Here is a 25,443-nt window from a genome sequence, read left to right on the forward strand (position 1 = left end):
CCTATGTTTCATTGGTTGTATTGGTTGTATATCTAAACATCTCCTCGAATAATACGAAATGACTGTCCAGAATTTCATCCGCTGTCAATTTAATACCGGGAGCATCCAGCCCCATATTGGACTCGAATGTGAAACTAATTCCGCCGCATACATGGTGGATCGCCGACGTTAAATTAAACGCCCGATAAGGAAATGTCCTCTCATCAGTTAAGATCAGATTCAATTTCGAATAGGGAAGGTTACCCTTCAAGTAGGCTCCTGCAATCTGTTCGTTGAACGCCTGCTGCCTTTGCATAATGCCAAGTGGTACATAAGAAGTTGGCAAGAGATGATTTTCATAATTGGATCCCCCATGCAGCAAAACCGTAAAATCTGGAGCCTCTTTGTCGACAAGTCCAAGTAGAGAACTAGTTTCACGTGCCATCGGGGCAAAGAAGTTATCGTGCATAATATTAACGCCATCATCGTTAAAGTAGCTGCCTAAGAAATCGGAAGCATCTTTAATGGGATGAACCGCCTTGCAGTCCGGCCACTTGCACAACGAACCGTCTTTCCATGTACCTTGCATATAATAAACAGTCTTTTCGAAAGATACATCAATTAACGTATCCACAGGCAATCGAGCCCGGCCATCCGGGTTCATGCAGGGAATCAGAATCAGTCTGAATCGATGGGCATTTTCATATATATAATCATGCCTTTTCCCCCGGTAATCCTCCCCTGTTTCGAGCAGTCGTATAAGGTTCATTACGGCAACAATGCCCTCCATTTCCCCGCCATGGATACCGCCGACAATGAAAAGAACCGGTTTGTTAGCCTCATCCTTATTCGCGTAATGCTTAGGGTCCTTCGCTCCGCAAGCAGAATTATAATTTGCCTGCCGACCGAAATCCTCCTTCAACCCGTATTCCACCATATAAATGTCTCTTTGACCTGCTGAAGTTGTCAGTACACTTGCCTTCCCCCTATGAATTGTCGACATTGCTTTCTCTATATCCAATAATCTGCTCTTCCAAAATGATTCCAAATTCACTTTCCTCCTATAGCTTAAATTGCCTCTGGGCATGCGACGAAGCATATCTGACAAGCCTTTAACAGGATATGTAACCGCTTTACTTTTGGGGCAAAGAAAACGGAGCCGCCGTTTCATTGAAATAAAACATTGCAGCCCCGCCAGGTCTTTACTTCTTACTTGCGATGTAGGCATCCAATTGTGCTTGGAACTCTGCCTGAACCTTCTCAATTCCTGCTTGCTTCTGTTTTTCGAGTACCTGTGGAATACCTACATCTGCTTTGATCAAGCCGTGTACGATCGGCAGCAAATAGGTTTGTTGGACATTATCAAGTGCGGCCAGCTCATTTTTGATCTTGGAATCATCCAGTACAAAAGTCTCAAGCGGGCTGTGGACAATATTCGTTGCTTTCCATCTGTTGTAAGTAGCCGTTACCATATCGCCGACTACTCCCTCCATCTGCCTGGAAAGCTGAGTTCTCCAGCCCCAGGGACTAGCACCTTCAGGCGGATAACCGGCAGTTGCTGCCAGTGTTTTGAACTTATTATCCCCTACAGGTTCCCAGTGCTTCCCTTTGATCCCATAGAACGTTAGTTCATATATCTCTTTGTCGTAACGGAGAAGATCTAGCGCCATTAACGCCCGCTCCGCATTCTTGGAGGTTGCGTGAATCCCCATTCCATTACTGATCAGTGGGGTTTGGTACTGTTTGGCCGTCGAATTAACGTCAATTAACTCTGGCTTCCACTCCGGATTCGTTTTTAGAATAGCGTCGATCGAGTTAGCCATCGTTGATATATTACCAAAGTCAGCTGCCGTCTTGCCTTCTTTAAATGCCTTTCTCCAATCCGTCTTGGATACAATCGCATCCTTCGTCCAGACGCCTTGCTGCGCCATGTCATAGAACATGTTATATTTTTCGATCGTTTTCGGGTTTTCTAGATAATTCGTAAGTTTTGGATTTGGATTTTTCAAGTCATAGACCAAAGTAACACTTCCATGGACGAGTCGCATTTCCATATCAGAGAAGAATACAGGAATTCCGGTAGAACTTAATTTAGCAGGAGGACCACTGAAGCCAAGCATGCCCTTCTCGTTCTTGGCAACCGTAGTTAAGTAATTGGCCAAATCGGCTTGCGTCTTCACTTCCGGCAGCTTATATTTTTCTCTCAAATCCCCACGGATCACACCTATTGCAAAACTACTTTCGAAGGTATCATTCGGCACCATATAGATCTTGCCATTAATCTTGGCTTGATCCCACCCAACCTTATCCTGTTTAGCCCATGTGTTTGGCGCATAGGTTTTGAGCATATTTTCAGTTAATTGAAGGAAGCCGTCTTTACGGGCTGTTGCATTATAGAACGCCCAATCACCGGTAAAGATCATATCAAAGTCCTCGTTAGCAGCAAACAATAGCGGATATTTCTGATTGTATTCATTGAAGTCTAGATACCTGACCTCTAATTCGGCATTGATTTTTTGCTTAAGTAGTTTGTTGACTTCCACATAGACTTCATCCGTATCCGCCGGTTTCGTACCCACCAAGACCAATTTCAGCTTGACCGGTTTTGAAGTGTCTATTTTCGTTGCAGTTGCGCTTTCAGACGGCTTTACGGACGCGTTCGGTGATGAAGTAGACGGGCTTCCCGTGCCTCCGCTGCAGGCACTTACCAACACGCTCAACACAAGGGCCGGCACTATGCCCTTCCAAATTCCTTTGTAGTTGCCTTTCATTGTCATCATTCCTTTCATGCTCTACCCCCTATGGAATCTCATGCTATGATAAACCGGAGTGTTCCGGGATTATCCTTTTACTGCACCAATTGTTAGTCCTTTGACAAAATAGCGTTGAATAAATGGATAAAGCAGCACGATTGGTCCCGTAACTACAATTGTTAGAGCCATTTTAAGGCCTTCGCCTGGTAAATCCGGTACGTTCATTCCGCTTTTCTCCGCAACGATTTTGAGCGCATCTACACTGCCAATAACTCGATATAAGTAATATTGAAGCGTGTAGAGCTTGTGATTATTAATGAAAAGTAAAGAGTGGAACCAATCATTCCAATATCCAAGAGCTACAAAAAGCCCAATGGTGGCAAGAGCAGGCTTGCATAGAGGTAAGATTAGCCTGATGAAGATCGTAAAATCTCCAGCACCATCCATCTTAGCTGATTCCGTAATAGCTGCTGGAATGCTCCGCATAAAACTTTTCATGACCAAAATATAGAACACGTTAATCAATGGAAGCAACAGTAATACCAGGTACGTATCGTTTAATTTCAAATAATTGACGACCAGGATATAGAGTGGAACCAGTCCTCCGCTGAATAAGGTAGTGAAATAATAGAAGAATGAAAATGTATTTCTCCATTTAAAATCAGATCGTTGGAGCACATAACTGCTCATGGATACGAGAAATAGCGAAATTGTTGTACCGATAATTGTCAAGGATGTTGTTATTCCATAAGCACGAATAATCTCTTGTGGAACCGTGAAGATAAACCGATAAGCCTCGAAGGATAAGCTGGAAGGAATTAATTTATACCCTTCCAAGATAATCTCTTTTTCATCTGTGACTGATCCGCTTAAGATTAGTAAAAAGGGTAAGATACAGAGAAGTGCTACGAACGATACCCAACCATAGGCTATTACATTCAGGACAAATTGGTCCATCTGAATCTTCGGGGCTGGCGTCTTCGTTAAGAACGCAATTTCTGTTTGGGTATTGGCTGCCGATTTCATTCAGGTGCAGACTCCTTTCCGGATTTAGAACAAAGCTGAGTCTTTATCCGCTTTGCGAACGACTCCGTTAACTAGGAGAATAGTGATAAAACAAAGAATGGATTGAAAAAGACCAATAGCCGCTGACATGCCAATTTCATTGTTTTGAACCAAAGATCGGTATACATACGTATCAATGACGTCCGTATTACCAAACAAGAGTCCGTTATTACCGATAATGTTAAAGAAAAGTCCGAAATCGCCGCGAAAAATGTGGCCCACCGACAGCAGCGTCAAAATGATCATCGTCGGTTTCAAACACGGAATCGTGATATGCCATATTTTCTGGAACACGTTGGCCCCATCGGTCTCAGCCGCCTCATACATCTCCTGATCAATACTCATAATTGCGGCTAAATAGAAGACGACACCATATCCAACAGCTTTCCACGTTGAGAAAAATACGAGGAGGTACGGCCATATGCCGGTTGTGCTGTAGAAGTTGAGGGGTTCCATTCCGAAAGTACGAAATATTGTGTTGATCGTACCATGTTCAAAATTTAACAAATTGTACGCGATTGAGCCTACTACCACCCAGGAAATGAAGTATGGAAGGAACATGACAGATTGGCTAACTTTCTTAAACCATTTGCTGCGAACTTCCGAAAGTAAGATTGCGATTCCTACCTGAAGTACCAAATTAATGAAGATAAAGAACACATTATAAAGTACGGTATTACGGGTCACTCTCCATGCATCTCCAGAGATAAAAAAGAACTTAAAATTATCAAGTCCACTCCAATCACTTCCTAGAATGCCTTTACCGTACGAATAATGTTTGAATGCGAGAACCAGGCCGAACATCGGCACATATTGGAATAACGCCACAAACAGAAAGGAAGGAACCAGCATAAACAGCATAGTTCTGTAACTGATCAAATCGCGAATGAACGGTGTTTTCATTTTACTCTCCTCCTTTATGTTCACCGGTCTATGTAGCTTATTATAATGGAACCGCTACCATTTGGGTCCCCACCAAACTTTCGAATTCATGTCCAGAATTAAGATTCCTGTTACAATGATGATTTTCCAACCCTATTAAATCATGCGTAATCACAATAATCGTCCTGCCCTGCTCGTTCAATCTCCTGAAAATATCCATAATCTCCGCGCCTGTCTTGGAATCCAATGATCCCGTAGGTTCATCCGCCAATATCATTGGTAGATCTCCAGCCAAGTTACGTGCTATAGCTACGCGTTGTTGCTGCCCACCGGATAACTCTTCCCCTGAGTTATCGAATTTTTGAGGATATGAACACGAAGCAAGGTAATTTTGCGATGAATCGCTGGTATGACAAAAAGAGAGCAGCTACCATATGGCAAGCTACTCCCTAATTACTTTAACCAACGCAGTTATTGAAGCCAGGGCAACTCTATCGCACAGTCGTTTAATTCAAATATGGCTCTCTTTCAATATCCACATAGGTCGTGCCAGCGTTAAAATCCGCTGCATAGAACTCTATTTTGCCAATGTCCAAAACAGCGTTTCGAAGTGTCCCTTGAGTCACCTTCTGGAATATCCATCCTCCTACTTATGATTTTGCAACTAGATAAGCGGCTACCTCAGCTAACCGAGAGGCATAACCCCATTCGTTGTCATACCAGGTAGCGACAGACAATAGTTCTCCTTGAACTTGGGTTAATGGCAAGTCAATAATCGAAGAATGTGGATCAGCGACAATTCGGGAAGAGGCCCATTCCCCTTCTAGAACATCAAGAACACCTTTTAATTCGCCTTCTCTTGCAGCTTCTCGAAACATATCGTTAATCTCTTGAACGGTGCATCGCTTCTCTGTGATCAAATTAAGTTCTGCAATGCTCCCTGTACGGGTAGGGATCCTGTAAGCTTTGCCAGTGATTTGAAGATCATTCCAAATGAATTTCAGAGCTTTGGCTGCACCTGAGGACGACGGAATGATATTCTCTGCGGCGGCCCAAGAATCTCGGCGATCCTTCATCGGCTGGTCCGTTAACGATTGCGTGTTCGTATACGAGTGTACCGTGGAGAATAATCCATATTGAATGCCAAAGTTCTCTTTGACCAATTTGACAACCGGTGCAAGCGCATTGGTCGTACAACTCGCCATGCTAATGATTTTATGCTTTTCCGGATCGAAACTATCTAAGTTGATTCCCTTAAGTAAAACGGCGTCGCAATCTTCTAAGGTTTTGCTTGGACCACTGACAAGCACCCTTTTTGCGCCTCGCTCCAAGTGCAGTTCAGCTACAGGTCTCGTAACAGCTCGTCCCGTACAATCTATAACCAATTCAACGCCCAACTCGCCCCAATTTGGCAATTCGCCAGCAGAATTCAAATACCGAATTTCCCGGTCGCCGATTACGATTGCGCCTTCTCGAGCAGATACTTTCTCATGCCAACGTTTGTAATTGGTATCCACTTCAAAAAGTGCTGCAAGTGTAGACTCGTCTTTAATATCTGAGATAGAAAATGGCGTAAACAAATTTAGTTGTAACGCCGCCCGAAGGAGCTGTCTTCCGATACGTCCAAAGCCAAAAACCGCGATTTTACTCATAATAACCTCCATATATTTAATAGTTGTTATACTTCCTACACTTTCAGCAGATTTACCTGATCAATCCATTGCAAAAATGTTTGAACATAACGCTGTACATATTTGCGAGTCTTTGCATCTGTAAGCTTGTGAGTAACTAGGAATGATGTGTTGTATAGCACGCCGTAGATATTAATCTAGCAGCGTCGATCACTTAAATTACCTCAATTTAGATAATCTTAATTTAAAGATATATAGCAAAAATTATTGAGCATTAGCTATTTTTTTATCGATAAGCTTTTTAGGAGTTACATCGTTTCCTAACGTATCCCTAACAGATACGCTCAACAGTGTCGAGAACACTTGCCCTCGTAAAATCTGTAAATACTGCGTCCGAAGTGCTGCCTGTTCCCCTTTTTCTACATCAGATAGACCTATGCTACGCTCAATTCTGCTCAGTTCATTAATGCGGCTCAAAATTGGAATCATGCTGTTTACCTCCTTGAAGTCGGTTGCTGATATCAATAAAATATATCTCTAATTAAAGATAATACAAATTAAGATAAATGTCAACAACTGCCTAACTTGCGTTATTAAAAGTCAAAAGCCTTACGTTAATATCGTAAGGCCAAACTTTTCCATTTCCGAATGTATCCATTTTCAAACAAAATTAAATGCTGCTCCTCCTTTCTTATAACAAGGAATCTAAACCTACAAATGCATCGTATAATGCTGCAATAATGGCGAGCACCGTAAAAATAATGAAGTACCACTTGGTTATCCGCAACGTCAGCCCAGTCCACCCTTGCCACCACATACTTGCATATATAACAACTCCAAGTAATAAAACACCGAAAAACACTCCGATAAAACTCATTATTTAAACCACTCCCTTTTGGATAGCTACACTTCTTTATGACTATTAAAGTAGAACGAATTCATCTATTTCTCTATACCTACAAAGGGGTATTTTCTATAAAAATCGGGTTAGAATTCATTTCCCTCTCTGTAATAAGCACAGATCTTACAGTACAATAGGGTATAACCGATTAAGTTAAATGCAGAGGTGTGCTGAAATGGAAGTCAAACATCCCATCGAGAAGCGTATTGGAAATTCTCAACTAAACGTAAGTCCCCTTAATACACCACTGATGCATGAGGAAGATATCACGCTTAGAACATATATGAACGGACAAATGGGCATAAAGCCGGAAGCGTTTCTCCCGATTGCCAAATCTATTGTGAACTGTGTCGGAAAACTTCATCATCGGCAGATTATTCATCTGGATTTGCGGCCGGAGCGAATCGGTATCCATGCTGATGGAAAAGCGGCTTATTTACTCGACTCAGGACATGAGGTCCATCGCTCGGCATATGGTTACGCAACTACTCTAGGCAGTTGCACCTACGAATCAGGCCTGCCCTACTGCTCTCCAGAACAAACAGGCAGCATGCATAGAAATGTCGATGAGCGAAGCGATCTATATGCCATAGGTGTTATCTTTTTCGAAATGCTGGCACACCAGCTGCCGTTTCAGACGGATAACCATTTAGAATGGGTATATTTTCATTTGGCACAAAGCCCGCCCCCCTTACCTAACCTGCACGAACATCTACCCGACGGTCTGGAATCGATCGTTAGAAAGCTGTTAGCAAAAAATCCGGATAAACGTTACCAAAGTGCCAGCCTTCTGCTCGCGGATTTGGATAAAATTGGCCGTTCCCACGATACGCTTTTCATGGAGCAGGGATATCACGGCCGAGAGAATGAAATATCCATACTGACGCAAGCCTTTTATTCCGCTTGTCTCGGATCAACAGAAATGATTTACGTTTCAGGCGAAGCAGGCATCGGCAAAACTAGCCTAATCAATGAGGTGCTCAGGAAACAGCAGCTTGATCGCGATTTCTTCTATATCACCGGAAAGTTCGAACAGCTTTCGAACGAAAGCCCTTACCATCCAATTATTCAAGCATTTCGCGGGTTAATACGTCACTTGTTAGGACAGCGGAAAGAACAGACAGAACGGTGGAAACATCGACTACAAGAAGCTCTGGGATCCAATATAAACATAATCACAACAATAATCCCTGAGGCCGAATTGCTTTTAGGCAGCGGTACCCCCGCTGTGGAGGAGCTGCAGGCTCATGAATCGAAGAAACGGTTCATATTTGTATTTCGGAAATTTGTACAAGCTTTGACTTCAAAAGAACACCCTCTCATTTTGTTTATTGATGATTTACAGTGGGCAAATGCATCCTCTCTTCAGCTCATTCACGCATTGCTCAGCGACCCTGAAAGCCAATATGTTATGATCATCTGCGCGTATCGACATTCAGAAACGGACCGATATATACTGCCTGGATACGAAGCGGACGGAAACATAACTATGCAGGCCGTGGTTCGGCACATTCATTTACAGCAACTGAGTCTGGAACAAATGAACAGAGTCGTGATGGAAACGCTGAATAGCTCCGCTGACTCTACATGGTCTTTGACGGAGCTCCTGTACCATCAATCGAATGGCAATCCTTTTCATTTCAAACAAATATTGCTCCGATTACAGGATGATCGCACGCTGTATTACAATCATGAGAAACGATGCTGGCAGTGGGATTTAGGGCAAATCCTTGAGCAAGAGCCCCGTTATTCGATACAGGATCTGATGGAGCACAAATTGCATCGTCTTACGAATGATGCGCAAGAACTGCTTCAGATAGCTGCTTGTGTCGGGAGTACTTTTCATCCTAAACTAATCGCTCGCTTTGCAAATCCAGTTATTGAACATTCACACTCAATATGGTCTGCCATCGAATCAGAAGGAATGATAGTGCCTTTTGAAGAGGACACTTATCGTTTTGCTCACGATAACATACAGAAGTTGATTTACAATCGGATGGACGATATTTGGAAACAGGACGTCCATCTTCGTATTGGTCGAAGCTTAATCAGGAATGAAGACGGATATGTGGATAACGCCTTTGATGCTGTCAATCATCTGAACCGAGGATCAAAGCGAATAACGGACGAGCAAGAAATTTTGCAACTCGTAAAATTAAATCTGAATGCAGGAAACCGCGCTAAATCATCTACCGACTACGATGTTGCCTTAGGGTACTTCAGAAAAGGTGTGGGATTGCTGTCGGCGAAAGATTGGGAGTCTGAGTTTGAACTCCTCTTCGAATTGCATGCTCAAAAAGCCGAATGTGAATATTTATGCGGCAACTCCAGTGATTCTGATAGGGAAATCCACTTCCTGCTCGATCGTGCGCGTTGTCCGCTTGAGCGAAGCAGAGTGCAAATAATTCGGATTATGCAGTACATTAATCAAGGAAGATACTTGGAAAGCACGACTCTTGGTCTCGAAAGTTTAAAAGAACATGACATTTACATATCACCTAATCCGAGTAAATTTATGCTGTTGCTTGAAGGATTGCGGATAGAATCCATGTTGGGCAAGCAGTATGAGAGGCTTGCTCATTTGGAGGACATGTCGGATAAAACGGGGATCGGTGCGATGAATCTGATTTTTGCCATGATTCCTTCAACCTTTTTCACGAATAAAGAAGTCTTTTTCCTGCTGATGTGCAGAGCTATTCAACTATCGCTGAAGTTTGGAAACACGCCTGTGTCAGCAGCTGTTTACTCCGCAATCGGTATGCTTCTCGGTATTTCATTAGGGAAATTCGATAAGGGTTACGCCATTGCCAAGGTAGGTGTGGACCTATCTGAGCGTTACAACGTCACCTCAATCAAAAGCAACACGTATACGATGTTCGGCAGTGTGCTCTGCCAATTTGCAGGGAATGCCCGTGAAGGAAATGCCTATTTGATAAAGGCACTTCGTTGTGGTTTGGATTCGGGAAATTTTGTGTTTGCTAGCTATGCAATGGGCGGACATGTGAACTCCTTATACACAAGGGCATCCTTAAGTGAATTAGCCAGAACGATTGCTGACTACATGGCAGTGCTGGATACAACGAAAGATGAATTCGTGAGACAAAACTTTTACCTGTATCAACAAGTGATTCTTGCCCTTCAAAGCAAGACGAGTGCTCAGAACTCGTTCAACGGTCCCGGATTTGATGAAGATGAATTTTTAAACCGCATCCATAAAGAAGAAACTTCAGCCACTACCTTATTCCAGTTCAGCACATATAAGACGCAGCTTTGCTACTTCCTCGGCAATTACGAGGAAGCTATCCGCTGGGCCGATCAAGCAAAGTCGTATACAGCTTATGCCACTCATTTGCCGCATTTACCTGAATGTTTGTTTTATGAAACACTTGCTCTCTTCGCTGCTGAACCACGATCACATAAACATGTAAAAAGATGGGGAAATAATGTTCGCCGGTTCCGAAAATGGGCAGCATGGAGCTCGATTAATTATCATTCCAGGTATACTCTCCTGCAAGCCGAATATGCGCGTGTATCTGGTGATTATGATAAGGCCGAAGAGATGTACGATAAAGCCATTCGCGAAGCGAGAGAGCAAGACGATGTCCATGTAACGAGCATTGCAAGCGAAATCGCAGCTGGCCACTACTTGAGAGGTGAAAAGAGAAAGACAGCTTTGCATTATTTGCAGTTAGCAATTGAGGGATATCAACAATGGGAAGTGCATATGAAAGTAAGACAATTGGAAGAGCTAATCCTGATCGTACAACAAGAAAAAGACACTTTTGAAACGCCTAGTAACGCAGTAAATTTCATAGACCAGACCACCAGTACGGAGCCAGCCGCAGGAACATTAGGCACTCGAAACCACCTCCATACGAAAGAGAGTGTTGATTTAGCAGCCATCCTGAAAACAACTCAAGCGATCAACAACAAGATCGACATGGACACTGTTCTTGGGGAAATTATGAACACCATTATGAAACATGCAGGTGCGAGCAAAGGCGCTTTGCTTACAGGCAGCGAAGAAAAGTTATACATTCAAACGTATGCCCATTCGGATACACCTGCTTTTACGACACCATTTGAAATGCACGATAGCACCTTATTCCCAGAAGGAATTATCCGATACGTATTTCGTACAAAGGAAATGGTCAATTACGCTGGAGAAGCAGAAAGCTGGCTGATTCATAATCCTTATATCATAAAACAACAACCTCAGTCTGTGCTGTGTATTCCTGTTACTGTCCACGGAACGATGCTTGGAATTCTTTACCTCGAAAACAAGCTGGTAAACGTCGCTTTGTCGCCTGATACTATTGCTGTTCTTCAAGCAATTGCCTCCCATGGAATCTTTATGTGTGTATTGCAAAGCTTACCCAGTCCGTCGAATTCAGAATTGGTTACGGAAGAAGAAATTGAGCAATCACCTAACTCGATAGAGGAACCGCTCACGGATCGCGAGTTAGAGGTGCTTGCGTTGTTATCGGCGGGAATGTCTAATAAGGAGATTGCCGACCAATTAATTATCGCCGTAGGCACGGTTAAGGTGCATGTGAAAAATATTTTCGTCAAATTAAAAGTCAATCGGCGCATAAAAGCAATCGCACAAGCGAAGGAACTTAAATTGATTGGCGAGCATTCACGCCATTCTCTCAAATAATCATAGAGATGAACTAAGTAAATAATTGAATGGAGGCTGCCGTTCGTGTCGGCAGCCTCGTTTATTTCTGTATTGATTGTCTCCATTTGCAGCTCATTCAATCCTAACGCAGAAACATATTCTCAGGCGCAGGAACCACCGTTTGGATGACATAGCCAGCGCTTCCGCTTTCGGCAGCTAAGGGACCGGAAATCCCGCCATTGCCGCCGTTGCCGCCGCTTGCACCTCCGCCTCCACCGCTAACAATGGTTGCCGATGACCCTGCCGTTGTTCCGGCTACACCGCCATTTGCTTGCACCGATCCTGTGATTGAAGCCGCGTTCGTTGAAATTAAATGTACGATACCGCCGCCGCCACCTCCGCCGCCTCCTTCAGAGCTGCCTCCATTGCCGTCAAAACCAGCCGCGCCGTTACCGCCGTTCACCCGGATAGTTCCGGCAATACTCATCATACCTTTCGCGCCAAGGACGATGATACCGCCACCACCGCCGCCGGATCCGGTAATCCCTGCCCCTGCTGTATTCGGGTTGGTTCCATTGGCCCCGTTAGCAGTCAGCGATCCAGCTCCCGTAATGATTAAATCGTCCTTCGCAAGCATCACAATAGATCCGCCGCCTTCTCCACCAGTAGCCGTAGCTAATCGGCTTCCAGCACCACCAGCCGCCGCATCCGGCAGTGTGATACGCGATGCCGTCAGATAGGATACGCCTTTACCACCAAAGCCTGGCGCCGCTTGAGATAAAGAGATGCCGGGATGCGGACTATTTGGGTTCGTGTTCATTGCTCCCGTCTGCACTTGGACGGCACCTGAAATCGTAATACTTCCTAATGATCGCAGGATCATGCCACTCGGTACGATTAATGTTCCTGAAATATTAATATTCGCGAATTGGAGATTACCTCCATAATACGGGCTTGCAGATGTAATTGCTGTCATATCCAGCGTTTGTCCTACCCCCACACTTAAGGATCCCGCTGAGCCATCTCCGTATAAACCTACATTCCCAGCAAGTCCTTGCGGGCCCATTGCACCGGTCGCTCCCGCCGGACCTGCAAGCCCCTGTTCACCTTTATCACCTTTGGCTCCTTGTGCACCCGTTGCGCCAGTTGGACCCTGGTCGCCAGTTTCGCCCTTGTCCCCTTTGGCTCCTTGCGCACCCGTTGCGCCAGTTGCACCAGTTGGACCCTGGTCGCCAGTTTCGCCCTTGTCACCTTTGGCTCCCTGCGCACCTGTTTCACCTGCCGGTCCTACAGCACCCGCAACTCCATGATCACCTTTGTCACCTTTGGCCCCTTGGGAGCCTGCAACCCCTGCAACTCCTGCCTCGCCTTTCGGACCGACTGGTCCCTGATCTCCCTTCAGATTGAGCGTATAAGCGGTTTGATTTGCCTGACAGCTGTTGTTAGGCGCTAGCAAATTCATTTGCCCATTGCTGCTAACGCAAATTTGTATGGTATCCAACAACGTAGAAGTCGCCCCTGCCCCCGGAATCTGCGTACCTAGCAACAGGACACTTGCCGCTACGGCAATTTTACTTTTTATCGTTTTCATGGGTAGTATTCCTCTCTTTCCATTATTGAATAAACTGTACGTTCTTCAACATCCGTTCCAGCATAGCGGCGGTCTCTGCCCGTGTTGATTTGTTGGCTGGTCGAAACGCGTCATCGCTGTCAATAATTCCTGTTTCAGCAGCCATGTTAACGGCCTTCAACGCCCATTCTGCAATGTCACTCTCATCCGTTATCTCTGCATGCACAGCTTTATTTGCGACCTTCACCTCTGTATAAATCATTGCGCTAACGACCATTTGAACGAGTTCTTCCCTCGTAACAGACTGGTTAGGACGGAACGTTCCGTCATCATAGCCGGCAATAAGTCCTGCTCGGTAAGCCGTATTCACAGCCTGTTCATACCACTCTCCGGAAATATCGGGAAATGGAGTTGTCGCCGTCGATGACATAAGCCCCAGTGCTCTCACTAGTAAAGCGGCGACTTCCGCGCGCGTGATCGACGCATCCGGGACAAAAACATTCAGGCTGCGACCCTGAATAATCAGCTTGGAAGCCAGCAGCTCAATTGTTGACTTTGCCCAATGCCTCTGTATGTCACCGAAGCTGACAGGTCGATTGATTACCGTATATACACTAGCACCTTCCCGCTTCATTACGGCAATCCATTGCCCGTCTTTCTTTTCAAAATAAGTCGGCACGAAGTGGAACTCACTCGTCTCCGGCACCCACCATACCCCGGTCGCAGTAGTCGGCACCGTATCGCCATTCACAGGAAGCGTACGTGTTACGTATCGATTAAACGTGCTGATGAACGCGCTAACGCCGTTCCCGCCCGTCACTTCCACTTCAAAGACCATGGCTGGCGCCAGCTTCTGCGCTTTCATTCCATCTACCTTCCGGTTAATAGTTGCATCAATAGAGAACTCAGGCGGATGTACGATAAAATGAAACCGGACATCATTCTCCGGAATTTTAAACTTTTGGCTGTAGCTTTGCGTTGAAAGCTCCGCAATCGGAATCGTCATCGTAGCTTCTCCAGCTTGCAGCACCAGCACCGTTTGCGGGTTTATATTTCCGATCTCGCGAAGGCTGGCACCAGAAATTTGAAACTCACCGCCGTCCAACGGCATTTTAAGCAACACTAAGCCTTGCTGAACATCCTCGTACGAAACAGCCTGCGAACCTACTGCCCCTTTGTCAAGCACAAGCTCTACTTTCATAGTCGGTTCAGGCATCGAAGGCGTGACCGGCCCTGTTTGTACGGGGTCTCTCGGTGTTGCAGGAACATCTGTATCGACACCCGACGTTGTCACGACAATCGATGCATCCTTCGTTAGGTTGCCATAGGTTGCCGTTAGTACCGTCTGCCCGGCTTTTACCCCTCGCACTTTTCCATCGTTCTCGACCACCGCAATGGAAGCATCCGCACTATGATACGCGGCAAACGGCGTCACACTCGTGACCGACTGATCACTCAGCTGCGCACTTAGCTCGACTTGTACTTGCCGTCCTACTGTTACCCCATAGGAAACTTGGCTGAAGCTAAGCAAAACTGGTTCAATCGGCAATGTGCCATTCGTAAAAGCTACATATACGCTCGACGTTACAGATACGCCATTCAGACTTGCCGTAACGCTAGCGGTTCCCTCCGTATTGGCTGCTGTCAAAACAGCCTGATAAGTCCCAAAACTCTCATAAGTCATAGAGAGCGATACCCGCAGCGGCGCATTATTCGGTGTTCCCGGTGGAATCGCTCCCGCTTCTAAGCTTACCTGTGGGTCAAACACCGTATCTGCGGCGCTCGTCAAACTTCCTATACGACCATATACCGCCGATACCATGCTTGCTTCATAACGGCCGTAGGTGACATGTGTCACACTGCTAAGCTGGCCGCCAGTCGTGATCAGCTGCAGCGCATCTGCAGGCTCGGCAATGGAATTGCCGTATGCATCCTTCAGCTGCAGTGAAATTATGGTCTGGCTGCTGCCGTCAGCTGGCAGCACTTGACGGCTCGCCGTCAGAACGGAGCGCTCAGGAGAAGGCTCCCCAGGTTTAAAATAAACCCGTGCCAAGTCCGTCACACTGTTACCTGCTACTTCTGCGCTGATATAGCTGACACCCGCCGTTGTCGGCGCAATCAGGACAGCATTGTAGATGCCGTTGCCTACTGCTGTCGGCGCTGCCGCCCAGGTGCCAAGCGTGGCATGAAGCTCAATTTGATTCGCAGGCAGGTCAATGGCATTACCACCCTGATCCCGCAGCACAAGCAGCACTTTCACCCCGCTTGTCCCATCTGCTGAAACAGCCTCATCATCTGCAAACAGCGTCCCTTTGAGCTCCGACCAAGTGGACGCATCTGTGCGTAAAGCCGGCAGCAATAATCCAGCTATCAGTACAATAGCTGCCAAACTGCACAATAGCTTAAGCTTACTCCCCAACTGAACAAATAGGTATGTCCGAAATCGCATAAATTCCCTTCTTTCTTACTCAGCAAATAATTCGCAACAGTAAAATAATAGTGAAAACAACTACTTCTCACCATACCTCCAAAGGGGTATTTATCATTAAAGAAATTCAACCTCTGTAACACGGCTACTTAACTAAAACTTTTACGACTTTTTCATACAAAAAACCTGCTGATATTACATATCAGCAGGTCCAGCACACTTTTCATCACTTCCATCGCCACCTTTTAAACAAAGCCACTGTCTCTTTCACCTATGTGCTTCCCTGAACAGTTATGAAGCTTCCTCTCCTACGCCTCATGCCACAACCGTCTTGCATTGTCCATCGCAATCTTCGAGGCAGATCTGCACTCCTCCATGCCTTCAAATTCAATGGTAAGATAACCATCGTAGCCCGAATCCTTAATGAGCTTCATAATTCGACGCATGTCGATATCGCCTTGACCGACAATTGCACCTCTTAAATAGTTGCCATTTGCTGTTGTAAACCATTCGCCTTCGCCAGGATGCTCATCGTACGGTCTGAAATAAAAATCCTTCACATGGATCAGTGACGCATAGGGCAAATTCTTACGCACACCGATAAGCGGGTGCTCATCCACACACATAAAATTGCCGATATCCAGTGTCGTCTTAAAGTTAGGCCGATCGACCTCCGTTAGCACGCGCTGCACACGATCACTAGCCTGTACGCTAAATCCGTGATTTTCTATCGTTGTCGTGATCCCGTACTGCGCTGCATAATCGGCAATGAGGCGACTTCCTCTCACCATAGCGTGTAAATTCGCTTCGAACCATTGAATCGTCATCTTGTCAGACGGTAATGTAAAAGCAGTCACATCATGCCGCATATGCTTCATGCCGAGCCTATTCACCAAATCTACATGGAGCTGAACTCGCGCTATCTCTGCTTCGAAAGCCTCTTCCGTTTCCTGAACGAAGTTGGCCGGCATCGAATAATTGGATAGTTCGATGCCAGCTTCCTCCGCCTTCAATCGGACTGCGGTTGCTAGCTCAGGTTGATCAATCAGTGTGAACCCATAGGGGACGATTTCCATATGCTCGCCGCCATGATCGGCAATCCACTGAATGACGTCAAGGACTATCATCTCCCCTGCTTTCAAGGCACTCAATAAGCTATATGTGCTAAGACCAATTTTCAACGTTGATTCCCCTCCGCCACTTATTCGATTTCAAGCGCTATGACTGTATCCATATCATCTGATAGTTCGGCACCCGTCAAATGAATGAAGGCGCCACTTTCGGTATCCGAGTAATGCTCCGCCATCCATGGTGTGGAAACCTTCAGTTCCGAGCCGTCTGCGAGGAGTCTCGCCTTCTTGATTTTCCCCTTAAGTCCTTGGAAATAAATCGGTCCAATGCCGCGATCAAATACGTGGGCATAGAGCATATTCCCATTTTGCGTATAGCGTCCCCATTCAGGCTTAGGAAGCGAGGACGCTCCACATCCATAAATGCTTTTGCCGTTACGCCTCATCCATTCACCAACCGAGGATAAAATCTGAATGGACGGAACTGGAATTTCTCCTCGAGCATCTGGTCCGACATTGAGAAGCATATTGCCGTTCTTACTGATGCATTCGACTAAAGCCCGAACAACCTGTTTGGGTGATTTATAGGCAAAATCTTTTGCATGATAGCCCCAATTGTCGTTGAGTGTAATACAAGCCTCCCAAGGTACGTTCAGTCCATTCTCGTCTACAATGCCGCCAGGAGGAACGATTTGCTCTGGAGAATAAAAGTCGCCGGCATACACTTCCGGTTCAGACTTCTTAATATCTCCGCCAAGTCGGTTATCAATAATAATGTCTGGTTGCAAGGAGCGAATCATGGTAACAAGCTCTGCCCCCCGCCACTTCTCACCTGTCATGTCATCGTAGGAGAAATCGAACCACATGATATCTATTTTACCATAATTTGTAAGCAACTCTTTCACTTGTGCATGTAAATATTCCACATAACGCTCGAATTGAATGGAACGATCTTTGTAGGCTTCATTGTCTCTCATCGGATGAATGCGATCTCCATAAGCTGGATAATCATCATGATGCCAATCAATCAGCGAATAATAAAAGCCGACCTTCAAACCTTCATCGCGAAAGGCTTCTACATAGTCCTTGATCAAATCCCGCTGCGCAGGCGTGTTGGTCGCTTTGTAGTCCGTAAACTCGCTGTCAAATAAACAGAAACCATCATGATGCTTTGTCGTGAGAACTGCATACTGCTGACCCGCCGCCTTCGCTGCCTTGGCCCATACCCTTGGATCATAGCGGTCCCCTCGAAACTCTCGGAAGTAGGGTTCGTACTCTTCGTTACTCAGTTTCTCGACGCTTCGGACCCACTCCCCCCGAGCGGGGATTGCATACAATCCCCAGTGAATAAACATGCCGTACCTAGCTTCCCGGAACCAATCTGTTCGCTCCCAACGCTTGTTCATGTTTTCCCTCCATTTTCGTGAATCGTTGCCTGTCATCACTTTTTATACACTTTATCGTAAGCATCCTGATAGATTTTGATGAATTGATCCATGCCGGAATCTTTAAGACCTTTCACATACGAGTCCCAATCTTTGTCAAAGCTTTTGGCTCCCATGATGAACTGCAGCATAGACTGTTTGACGTAATCCGTAATAATCGGCTTCAATTGCTTCACTTGATTGGCCTGATCGTTCGTTAAGAAAATATCCGTAGGAAACTCATCTTTCGGTTGGTGACCCTCATACAATTCTTTGGTAGCCTTGTACAGACGGGTTTCCAATCCATCCATCGTATAGATGTCTTGGCTTGCTGCATAGGCCGTTTCTCGATATTCAGATGAACGAAGTCCTGGTCCCATTTGATTCCAATGATCGTTCTGCACTTGACCTACTCCGTAGGTCGTTTCTTTCACTTTGAATTTAGCAGCAGTACCGCGTGTGTTCTTATCATTCGCATCCGCTTTCACCCAGTTGCGGCCTTCTTCCCCGAAGTTGGACAGCGTCGTTCCCTCATCCGAGTACAGGTAATCGGCTAGACGAATGGCAGCTTCCGGATTTTTATTTTTATTCGTCACAGCAAACACGGAGTTCCCTATGCCAATATAGTGAGCTGCAAACGACTCGCCGTCTGGACCCTTAAGCGGCGCAATTGGATCATAGTCTTTGTGGCGCGTTGCCGTTGGTGAGGCATCTGTGAATTCGCCGAACCAGCCTGCAGGAATCGCACCAGCTATCGCTACATTAGGGCTATTCCCTTTTTGGGAAAGAGCATCTGATTTCTGAGTAAAGGCTTCCTTATCTATCAGACCTTCCGTATACAGTTTGTTTAAGAATTGCAGACCTTTTTTAAAGCCTGGCTGATCGACCGATGTTGCGAGCTTACCGCCGTTCATCATGAAATAATTGTTGTCCGCATTGAAATACACGAACGAATTCATGACGAATGTTTCAATATCCGTATGCCAACCCGTTGGTGAGCCCGTGAACGCAATTTCGTCTGCTTTACCATTTCCGTTCGGATCCTTTTCCTTAAATGCTGTTAACATGTTATAGAAATCGTCGGTTGTCTTGGGTGCGCTAAGACCCAGCTTTTGCAGCCATTTTGAGTTTACCCACATTTTGGCAGAGAATTGGCAGTGATAACACTCATTCACGGAAGGAATTGCATAAATATTGCCGTCCGGCGCTGTGATCGCCTTCTGCAAGTACGGAATGTCCGTGAATGCTTTCTTAATATTCGGCGCGTATTGATCAATCAACTTATTTAACGGGAGTAGGACGCCTTGTTGACCGTACAACAGCTGCTCCTCTTTCGTTAAATTACCTTGCATGAAAATATCCGGATAGTCGCCGCTTGCCAGCAGCAACTGCTTTTTCTCATTCAATGCCGCTGTTTCTCCAGGCACTAGCTGCCAGTTCAAATGGATATTCGTCTTACCTTCCAAATATTTGGTAAACCAATTCGTATTCAGATCAGCAATATTCGCAGATTGCGGTGCGAAAGCACTCATCGTAATTTTATTTTTGGCAATCGGAAAGCCAGTTGCATTCACGTCTTTTCCGCCATCGGAGCTAGCTGCGCCTGTTGGACTTGCACTGCCTTGTGGATCATCATTAGATGTGCAGCCCACAACAGCCAAAGTTATGAATAATATCAGGACCGCTGATAACCAAGTCTTTCTGGTTCTTTTATTTACCATGCGTAAACCCTCCTTGTTTTTCATAGCTAATCAAATTCCATATAAGTACACAACCTTACCAAGCTTCCTGGCATCCCTCCTCTCAAAGTGTAACTGGATTTAACCTTTCAAAGAGCCGATCAAAAGTCCCTTCACAAAATGTTTCTGTACAAACGGATACAACATGAGAACAGGTGCACTCGCCACGACGATCAGCGAATATTTAAGAAGTTCTTTTAACCCTTGCCGATCCGCAAGCTCTTTGACATCCTTGACCATCGTTGGATCTATGGAGTTTAAGATCAGAATATTTCGTAGAATCAGCTGCAACGGATATAAGTTAGCCGATTTTAAGAAAATCAACGCTTCAAAATAAGAGTTCCAATAACCTATCGCATACATAAGCACGAGAACGGCAATGATCGGTTTAGACAAAGGAATTACAATGCGGAGTAGAAACTTAAAATCGCTGCATCCATCCAAATGAGCCGCTTCCGTTAGTTCCGAAGGTATTGAAGTTTGGAAGAACGTTCTTGCAAGAATGACTTGCCACACCGATATGGCTCCTGGGATAATCATTGCCCATCTTGTGTCGAGCAGCCCCATTCCTTTGACAGTCAAATAATAGGGAATTAACCCCCCGTTGAACAGCATCGTAAAAATAAACAGTGTAGTGATCACATTGCGTCCATAAAAGTTTTTGCGCGATAGCGGGTAAGCCGCAGTAATCGTCAACGTCACGCTAAGCAGCGTCCCGAAGAAGAGATAGAACAACGAATTTCCATACCCTGTCAAGATTTGCGGATTCTGAAATACGGCTTTGTACCCTCGAAGGGTAGGTTCAACAGGGAACAACCACACCTTGCCAGAGATAACAGCTGACGAGGAGCTGAACGAGGAACTAACAATATAAATGAGCGGATAAGCCACAATGATTAAGCAAATAACCAGAAACACATAAACAAAGAACAAATACATTCTATCGACACTATTTTCAAGAATGCGTGCAGGTGCCTTTCTCGCTTTGAGCAGCACGGTTTGCTCGGAACTCACCATTTCATTTACCTCCTACCACAAGCTTGTCTCCGAATTTTTCCTTGCCACATAATTGACTACAATGAGCAGTAATAAATTGACAACTGAATTAAAAAGTCCGACAGCAGCCGAGAAACTGAAGTTCGCTCCGACCAAGCCCATTTTGTAAACATACGTAGATATGACCTCGGACGCCCCGACATTAATCGCATTTTGCATCAGGTACACCTTCTCGAATCCAACGTTCATGATTTGACCCGCATTCAGAATGAGTAAGATGACCGCCGTCGGCATTATGCTCGGTAAGTCAATATTGATCATTCGTTGAAACCGTGACGCACCGTCTACTTTTGCAGCTTCATACAAGTGCGGGTCTACCCCTGCCAGTGCGGCAATGTAAATAACAGAAGCATATCCTGTAAATTGCCATACATCGGAAAGAACATAAACCGTTTTGAAATAAGCCGGCTTGGACATGATGTTTTCCGCTGGAAATCCAAACTTATCCGCTAATAGATGAACGAAGCCTAGCTGAGGAGAAAGGAACAGCATAATAATCGAAACCATAATAACCGTAGATATGAAATAAGGCGCGAAGGTGACTAACTGTACCGTCCTTTTAAAGATTCCGTTTCTCAGTTCATTCAAAGCAAGCGCAAGAATGATTGGTGCCGGGAAGCCGACTAGAAGTGAGTAAAGGCTGAGGAGTGCGGTATTTTTGATCACCCTCCAAAAAATAGGCAGATGGAAGAAGTCCACAAAATGTTTGAAACCGATCCAATCGCTTCCCCATATTCCTTTCGTGACCATAAAGTTTTTGAAAGCGATTTGTACGCCAACCATTGGTATGTATTTAAATATGAGTAAATAAACAAGTGATGGCAAAATAATCAGATAGAGTTGCCAGTTTTTCTTTACCATTTTAAGTGCTATACTCATGATACTCCCCCTCGATGCAATGACTATCTGCTTGTATTAAGCGCTTACATTCCCAATCTTAACGGAGTGCGGCTCATAATTATAGTGATCATTTTTAAGGGGGGTACTGTCCGTTTATAAGGTGGTGGGATCCGTGAAATTGAAGCCTGCTTTCAGCTATCAGAACTTATCGATTGTGAAAAAGATGGCAATAGGTTACATCTTCATCATCTTCCTTCCGATTATTTCATTCGGCCTGTTCCTTTATAACCAAAACTACAACAGCTTCCTCGAAGAATATGCGCAAGGCAGACAAAAAATCGTGAATCAAGTCCTGAATAACGTCAATGTAAGCACGGTACAAATCGAATCTGCCTATCAGCTATTCCAAAATAATTCGAACACGATTGCCTATTTAAGTGGAAACTATCGGAGCGATTTTGATCAGGTCTCCAATTTTTTGACCTATATCAGACCGTTGTTTTCATATATTTTGTCATCGAATCGCATGATTGATGGGATGACCATCTATATGGAGCAGCAGAATGGGATGCTTTTCAGGCCAGAGATGGCCAAGATGGACGAGTTCAAGCTGGACGAAAGCATGAAGAGGCTTCCGCTAGGTGTAGGTAAATGGCTAACCTTTACGAATGGCACCGATCCAGACATTAATCTTCATTATTTTCATAAAATTGGAAATCGCAATTTTGAGCAGGACATCGGTCTGCTAGATATCAAAGTATCCTCTAATTTCATAAAACCCTTATTGGAATCGCTTAATTTAAATAACAGAAGTAATTTTTATGTGCTTGATCAGGATAATCAGGTCATTTCTCATATTCAGAAAATCCCCTTGTCCAAAGAATCCGAGAACTCCTTACTTGCTCAAGCCTTTCAACCCCATGCCAAATACGCGTATCATTCCGTTAATGGCAAAAAGTTGCTGATTGAATCCTTTTATTCGGATAGCCTTAAGCTGCAGTTTGTGATGATGGAGCAAGTAGACAACGTCTTTATTGGGATCAAAAAAAACAAGTATATTCTCGTATTCATTGTCTCCCTCCTTTTATTATTACTATCCGGTATCTATTATCTGATCGCGAGTTCGATTACGAAGCGCATTCTGAAGCTTTCCAAGCATATGCGGCAAGTTGACGAAAATCATTTTCCTCTCTATCGCGGGGAAATTAATAAAGACGAAGTCGGGCATTTAACTACCTCTTATAACGCGATGATCAGGCGCATGGATGAGTTGGTTAATACGGTCCATCGTTCGGAAATGCTGCGAAAAGAATCAGCCTATCTCATGATGCAAGCGCAAATCAAGCCTCACTTTCTTTACAATACACTTGAATCAATTCGCATGATCGCTGAAGCCAACGATGACCCCGAAGCAGCAGAGATGTCCTATACGTTAGGCAAACTATTCCGTTATAGCCTATCTGGAACGAAGAACGAGACTTCGCTGCGAGAAGAAGTGGAAAATGTTAGAGATTATATCAAAATCCAGCAAATTAGATTAGCTGATCGTCTGAAAGTAACGTATGAGATTGGCGTGGCTATCGAACATTTTCAATGTCCCCACTATATGCTGCAGCCGATTATTGAAAATAGTATTGTTCACGGGATTGCAAATGTACGAAAACAAGGCTCGCTTTCAATCCGGATTTGGGAAGATACTGCGTTCATGTATATTAGCGTTGTCGATACCGGTATTGGCATTGAGGTAGAACGACTTGTACTTCTCCAAGGTGTATTAAACGGTACCATGGATGTCCATCGTTTGCAGAAAAGTGGCGGAGGTCTCGGGATTATGAACGTAAACGAACGTATAAAAATGTTTTTTGGCGAACGTTCCGGAATTCAACTAGAGAGTAAGCTCCATGAAGGGACCACCTGTATACTCAAGTTAGCTAAGGGGGCAACACCATGAAGCTGATGGTAGTTGATGATGAACCCATCATCTTAAATGGGATTATCCGTATGATCGAGAAGGCACGAACACCGTTTATCGAAATCGTTGGCGCTGCGGATGGCATTGATGCCATGCAGAAGTTAGCCACCTTTCAGCCTGATTTAATCCTTACGGATATTCATATGCCTGAAATGGACGGACTCACACTGATTAAGGAAATACAAGCTCTGAATCTTTGCAACCGATTCGTTATTCTAACCGGTTATGACGATTTTGCTTATGCTAGACAAGCGCTGCGCTGTCACGTCATCGACTATTTGTTGAAGCCGATTAATAAGGACGAGCTCATTAACCTACTGGGTAAAATAGCTAAAACCATTCAAGATGAACAGCAGCGAATTATCGCGCATGATGTACAAATGCTCAAAGAACATATCCTATTCAACATACAATTGGATGACTTGCCGCTAAAGCCTGAACAGTTGCACCCCCTGTTTCCAGCTCCATTTACGATGTTGATCGTAATCCAAGCAAACGAGCATGTACCGCTTGTAATAGCTGAAAGTCGCACAGCTATGAATACTCAACAAATGAGTATTTTCCACAAAATGTATATTTTTCATTCCCGCTTCTTGCGGCAAACCATTGTGTTGGCAAATTGCGAATCGATACCGACAGATGAAGAGTTGCAGCTTGCATGTGACGCCATGTTCGATATCAATAGGAAGCAAGCCAACGATTATTCCGTTGGGGTTAGTGTACAGAAGAAAAATATCGAACGCATGCACGATCTGTATGTTGAGGCAATCGCTGCGATGCTATTTAATCGCTACTTTTCCTCGAACCTATTAACGTTCTATCAACCGGCATCGGAACATGACCACCATCACTTAGATCATCTTGTCCAATACATTGAACAATCCATTGACAATCAGCTTACCAGCGAACAGATTGAAAAGGATGTGCTTTCCATACTGCCTCATTTCCCAGGCAATACCGAAGGCAATAGTAAGCTTCGCAAGCAGTTTCTTATCTGTATTGGCGTTTATTTGCAACGGATTGGTCTAACGCCTGAAACCATCTGGGGTGCACATACAGCAACGAATGTATTCGTATCTAATAGCATTTTACATACAGACTCTCATATCTCCGAGATTATCGCACAACTCATTCAATATACGCGAACGACCCGTCACCACCAGCCGAACTTACATACCATTGATAAAATCGTCGCTTTCGTGGAACAAAATTACAAGCTGGATTTATCGCTCGATGCGGTTGCCGCTCATATGCATATGCACCCTAATTACATCAGCATGTTGTTTCGGAAGGAGATGGGACTGACCTTTCTTCACTACTTGCATACCTTTCGACTTGCCAAAGCAAAACAAATGATGCAAGAGAATCCGGAATGGCCGATCAACACGATTGCTGAGCAAGTTGGTTACGAAAACCCACGGCATTTCTTCAAAGTATTTAAAAAATTCGAGAATATTACGCCTGGACAATTCAGGCTTGAAAGTTCCTCTTTTTGAAAAAAACGTACTCTAT

The 25,443-nt window shown here is 44.8% G+C and carries 18 protein-coding genes; 3 read left to right on the forward strand and 15 right to left on the reverse strand.

All coding sequences use genetic code 11. The annotated features are described in order from the left end of the window. Position 1: 1 nt before the first annotated feature. The 8 genes from A8708_RS16035 to A8708_RS16070 form a co-directional block, all read right to left on the reverse strand. Positions 2-1,027, reverse strand: a complete 1,026-nt coding sequence (locus A8708_RS16035) for a M14 family zinc carboxypeptidase (protein ID WP_068665115.1) — start codon at positions 1,025-1,027, stop codon at positions 2-4. A gap of 154 nt (positions 1,028-1,181) precedes the next feature. After that, on the reverse strand, positions 1,182-2,768 hold the full coding sequence (locus A8708_RS16040; protein WP_082927546.1) for an ABC transporter substrate-binding protein: 1,587 nt from the start codon (positions 2,766-2,768) through the stop codon (positions 1,182-1,184). A 51-nt stretch (positions 2,769-2,819) separates the two neighbouring features. Next, positions 2,820-3,758: a carbohydrate ABC transporter permease gene (locus A8708_RS16045; protein ID WP_068665116.1), complete on the reverse strand. Its 939-nt coding sequence runs from the start codon at positions 3,756-3,758 to the stop codon at positions 2,820-2,822. Positions 3,759-3,782: 24 nt separating this feature from the next. Beyond that, a complete protein-coding gene (locus tag A8708_RS16050) occupies positions 3,783-4,700 on the reverse strand; it encodes an ABC transporter permease (protein WP_068665119.1) in 918 nt (305 codons plus the stop codon). Between the two features lie 40 nt (positions 4,701-4,740). Next, positions 4,741-5,106 carry an ATP-binding cassette domain-containing protein gene (locus tag A8708_RS34870; RefSeq protein ID WP_082927547.1) on the reverse strand — a complete coding sequence of 122 codons (366 nt, stop codon included), beginning with the start codon at positions 5,104-5,106 and terminating at the stop codon, positions 4,741-4,743. A gap of 223 nt (positions 5,107-5,329) precedes the next feature. Continuing rightward, on the reverse strand, positions 5,330-6,331 hold the full coding sequence (locus A8708_RS16060) for a type I glyceraldehyde-3-phosphate dehydrogenase (RefSeq protein WP_068665123.1): 1,002 nt from the start codon (positions 6,329-6,331) through the stop codon (positions 5,330-5,332). Positions 6,332-6,574: 243 nt separating this feature from the next. Continuing rightward, complete coding sequence (locus tag A8708_RS16065; protein ID WP_068665124.1) at positions 6,575-6,799, reverse strand: DUF896 domain-containing protein; 225 nt, start codon at positions 6,797-6,799, stop codon at positions 6,575-6,577. A gap of 202 nt (positions 6,800-7,001) precedes the next feature. After that, complete coding sequence (locus A8708_RS16070; RefSeq protein ID WP_068665126.1) at positions 7,002-7,187, reverse strand: hypothetical protein; 186 nt, start codon at positions 7,185-7,187, stop codon at positions 7,002-7,004. Positions 7,188-7,386: 199 nt separating this feature from the next. Between A8708_RS16070 and A8708_RS16075 the strand changes: the two genes are divergently transcribed. Beyond that, the gene (locus A8708_RS16075; protein WP_068665128.1) at positions 7,387-11,871 is read left to right on the forward strand and encodes a helix-turn-helix transcriptional regulator; all 4,485 of its coding nucleotides are present in this window, start codon (positions 7,387-7,389) and stop codon (positions 11,869-11,871) included. Positions 11,872-11,974: 103 nt separating this feature from the next. Here A8708_RS16075 and A8708_RS36845 read toward each other — a convergent pair whose 3' ends face one another. From A8708_RS36845 to A8708_RS16110, 7 genes are all read right to left on the reverse strand, one after another. After that, on the reverse strand, positions 11,975-13,423 hold the full coding sequence (locus tag A8708_RS36845) for a collagen-like domain-containing protein (protein ID WP_068665130.1): 1,449 nt from the start codon (positions 13,421-13,423) through the stop codon (positions 11,975-11,977). A 22-nt stretch (positions 13,424-13,445) separates the two neighbouring features. Then, positions 13,446-15,851, reverse strand: a complete 2,406-nt coding sequence (locus A8708_RS16085; RefSeq protein ID WP_068665132.1) for an S-layer homology domain-containing protein — start codon at positions 15,849-15,851, stop codon at positions 13,446-13,448. Positions 15,852-16,138: 287 nt separating this feature from the next. Continuing rightward, complete coding sequence (locus A8708_RS16090) at positions 16,139-17,011, reverse strand: sugar phosphate isomerase/epimerase family protein (RefSeq protein WP_068665134.1); 873 nt, start codon at positions 17,009-17,011, stop codon at positions 16,139-16,141. A gap of 20 nt (positions 17,012-17,031) precedes the next feature. After that, the gene (locus tag A8708_RS16095) at positions 17,032-18,306 is read right to left on the reverse strand and encodes an alpha-L-fucosidase (RefSeq protein WP_068665136.1); all 1,275 of its coding nucleotides are present in this window, start codon (positions 18,304-18,306) and stop codon (positions 17,032-17,034) included. Between the two features lie 35 nt (positions 18,307-18,341). Beyond that, complete coding sequence (locus A8708_RS16100) at positions 18,342-20,045, reverse strand: ABC transporter substrate-binding protein (RefSeq protein WP_068665138.1); 1,704 nt, start codon at positions 20,043-20,045, stop codon at positions 18,342-18,344. Positions 20,046-20,144: 99 nt separating this feature from the next. Next, positions 20,145-21,080, reverse strand: a complete 936-nt coding sequence (locus A8708_RS16105; protein ID WP_068665139.1) for a carbohydrate ABC transporter permease — start codon at positions 21,078-21,080, stop codon at positions 20,145-20,147. A gap of 12 nt (positions 21,081-21,092) precedes the next feature. Then, the gene (locus A8708_RS16110) at positions 21,093-21,998 is read right to left on the reverse strand and encodes an ABC transporter permease (protein WP_068665141.1); all 906 of its coding nucleotides are present in this window, start codon (positions 21,996-21,998) and stop codon (positions 21,093-21,095) included. 133 nt (positions 21,999-22,131) lie between these two features. Here A8708_RS16110 and A8708_RS16115 point away from each other — a divergent pair, with 133 nt between their 5' ends. Both A8708_RS16115 and A8708_RS16120 read left to right on the forward strand, forming a co-directional pair. Next, positions 22,132-23,910 (forward strand): sensor histidine kinase, encoded by a 1,779-nt coding sequence (locus A8708_RS16115; protein WP_068665142.1) that lies wholly within the window; start codon positions 22,132-22,134, stop codon positions 23,908-23,910. Next, entirely contained in the window at positions 23,907-25,427 is a 1,521-nt protein-coding gene (locus A8708_RS16120; RefSeq protein ID WP_068665144.1) for a response regulator transcription factor, read from the forward strand. The genes A8708_RS16115 and A8708_RS16120 overlap by 4 nt, the downstream gene beginning before the upstream one ends. The last annotated feature ends 16 nt before the right edge of the window (positions 25,428-25,443 follow it).

The organism is Paenibacillus oryzisoli (assembly GCF_001653565.1).
In the GTDB taxonomy this organism is placed as follows: Bacteria; Bacillota; Bacilli; order Paenibacillales; family NBRC-103111; genus Paenibacillus_E; species Paenibacillus_E oryzisoli.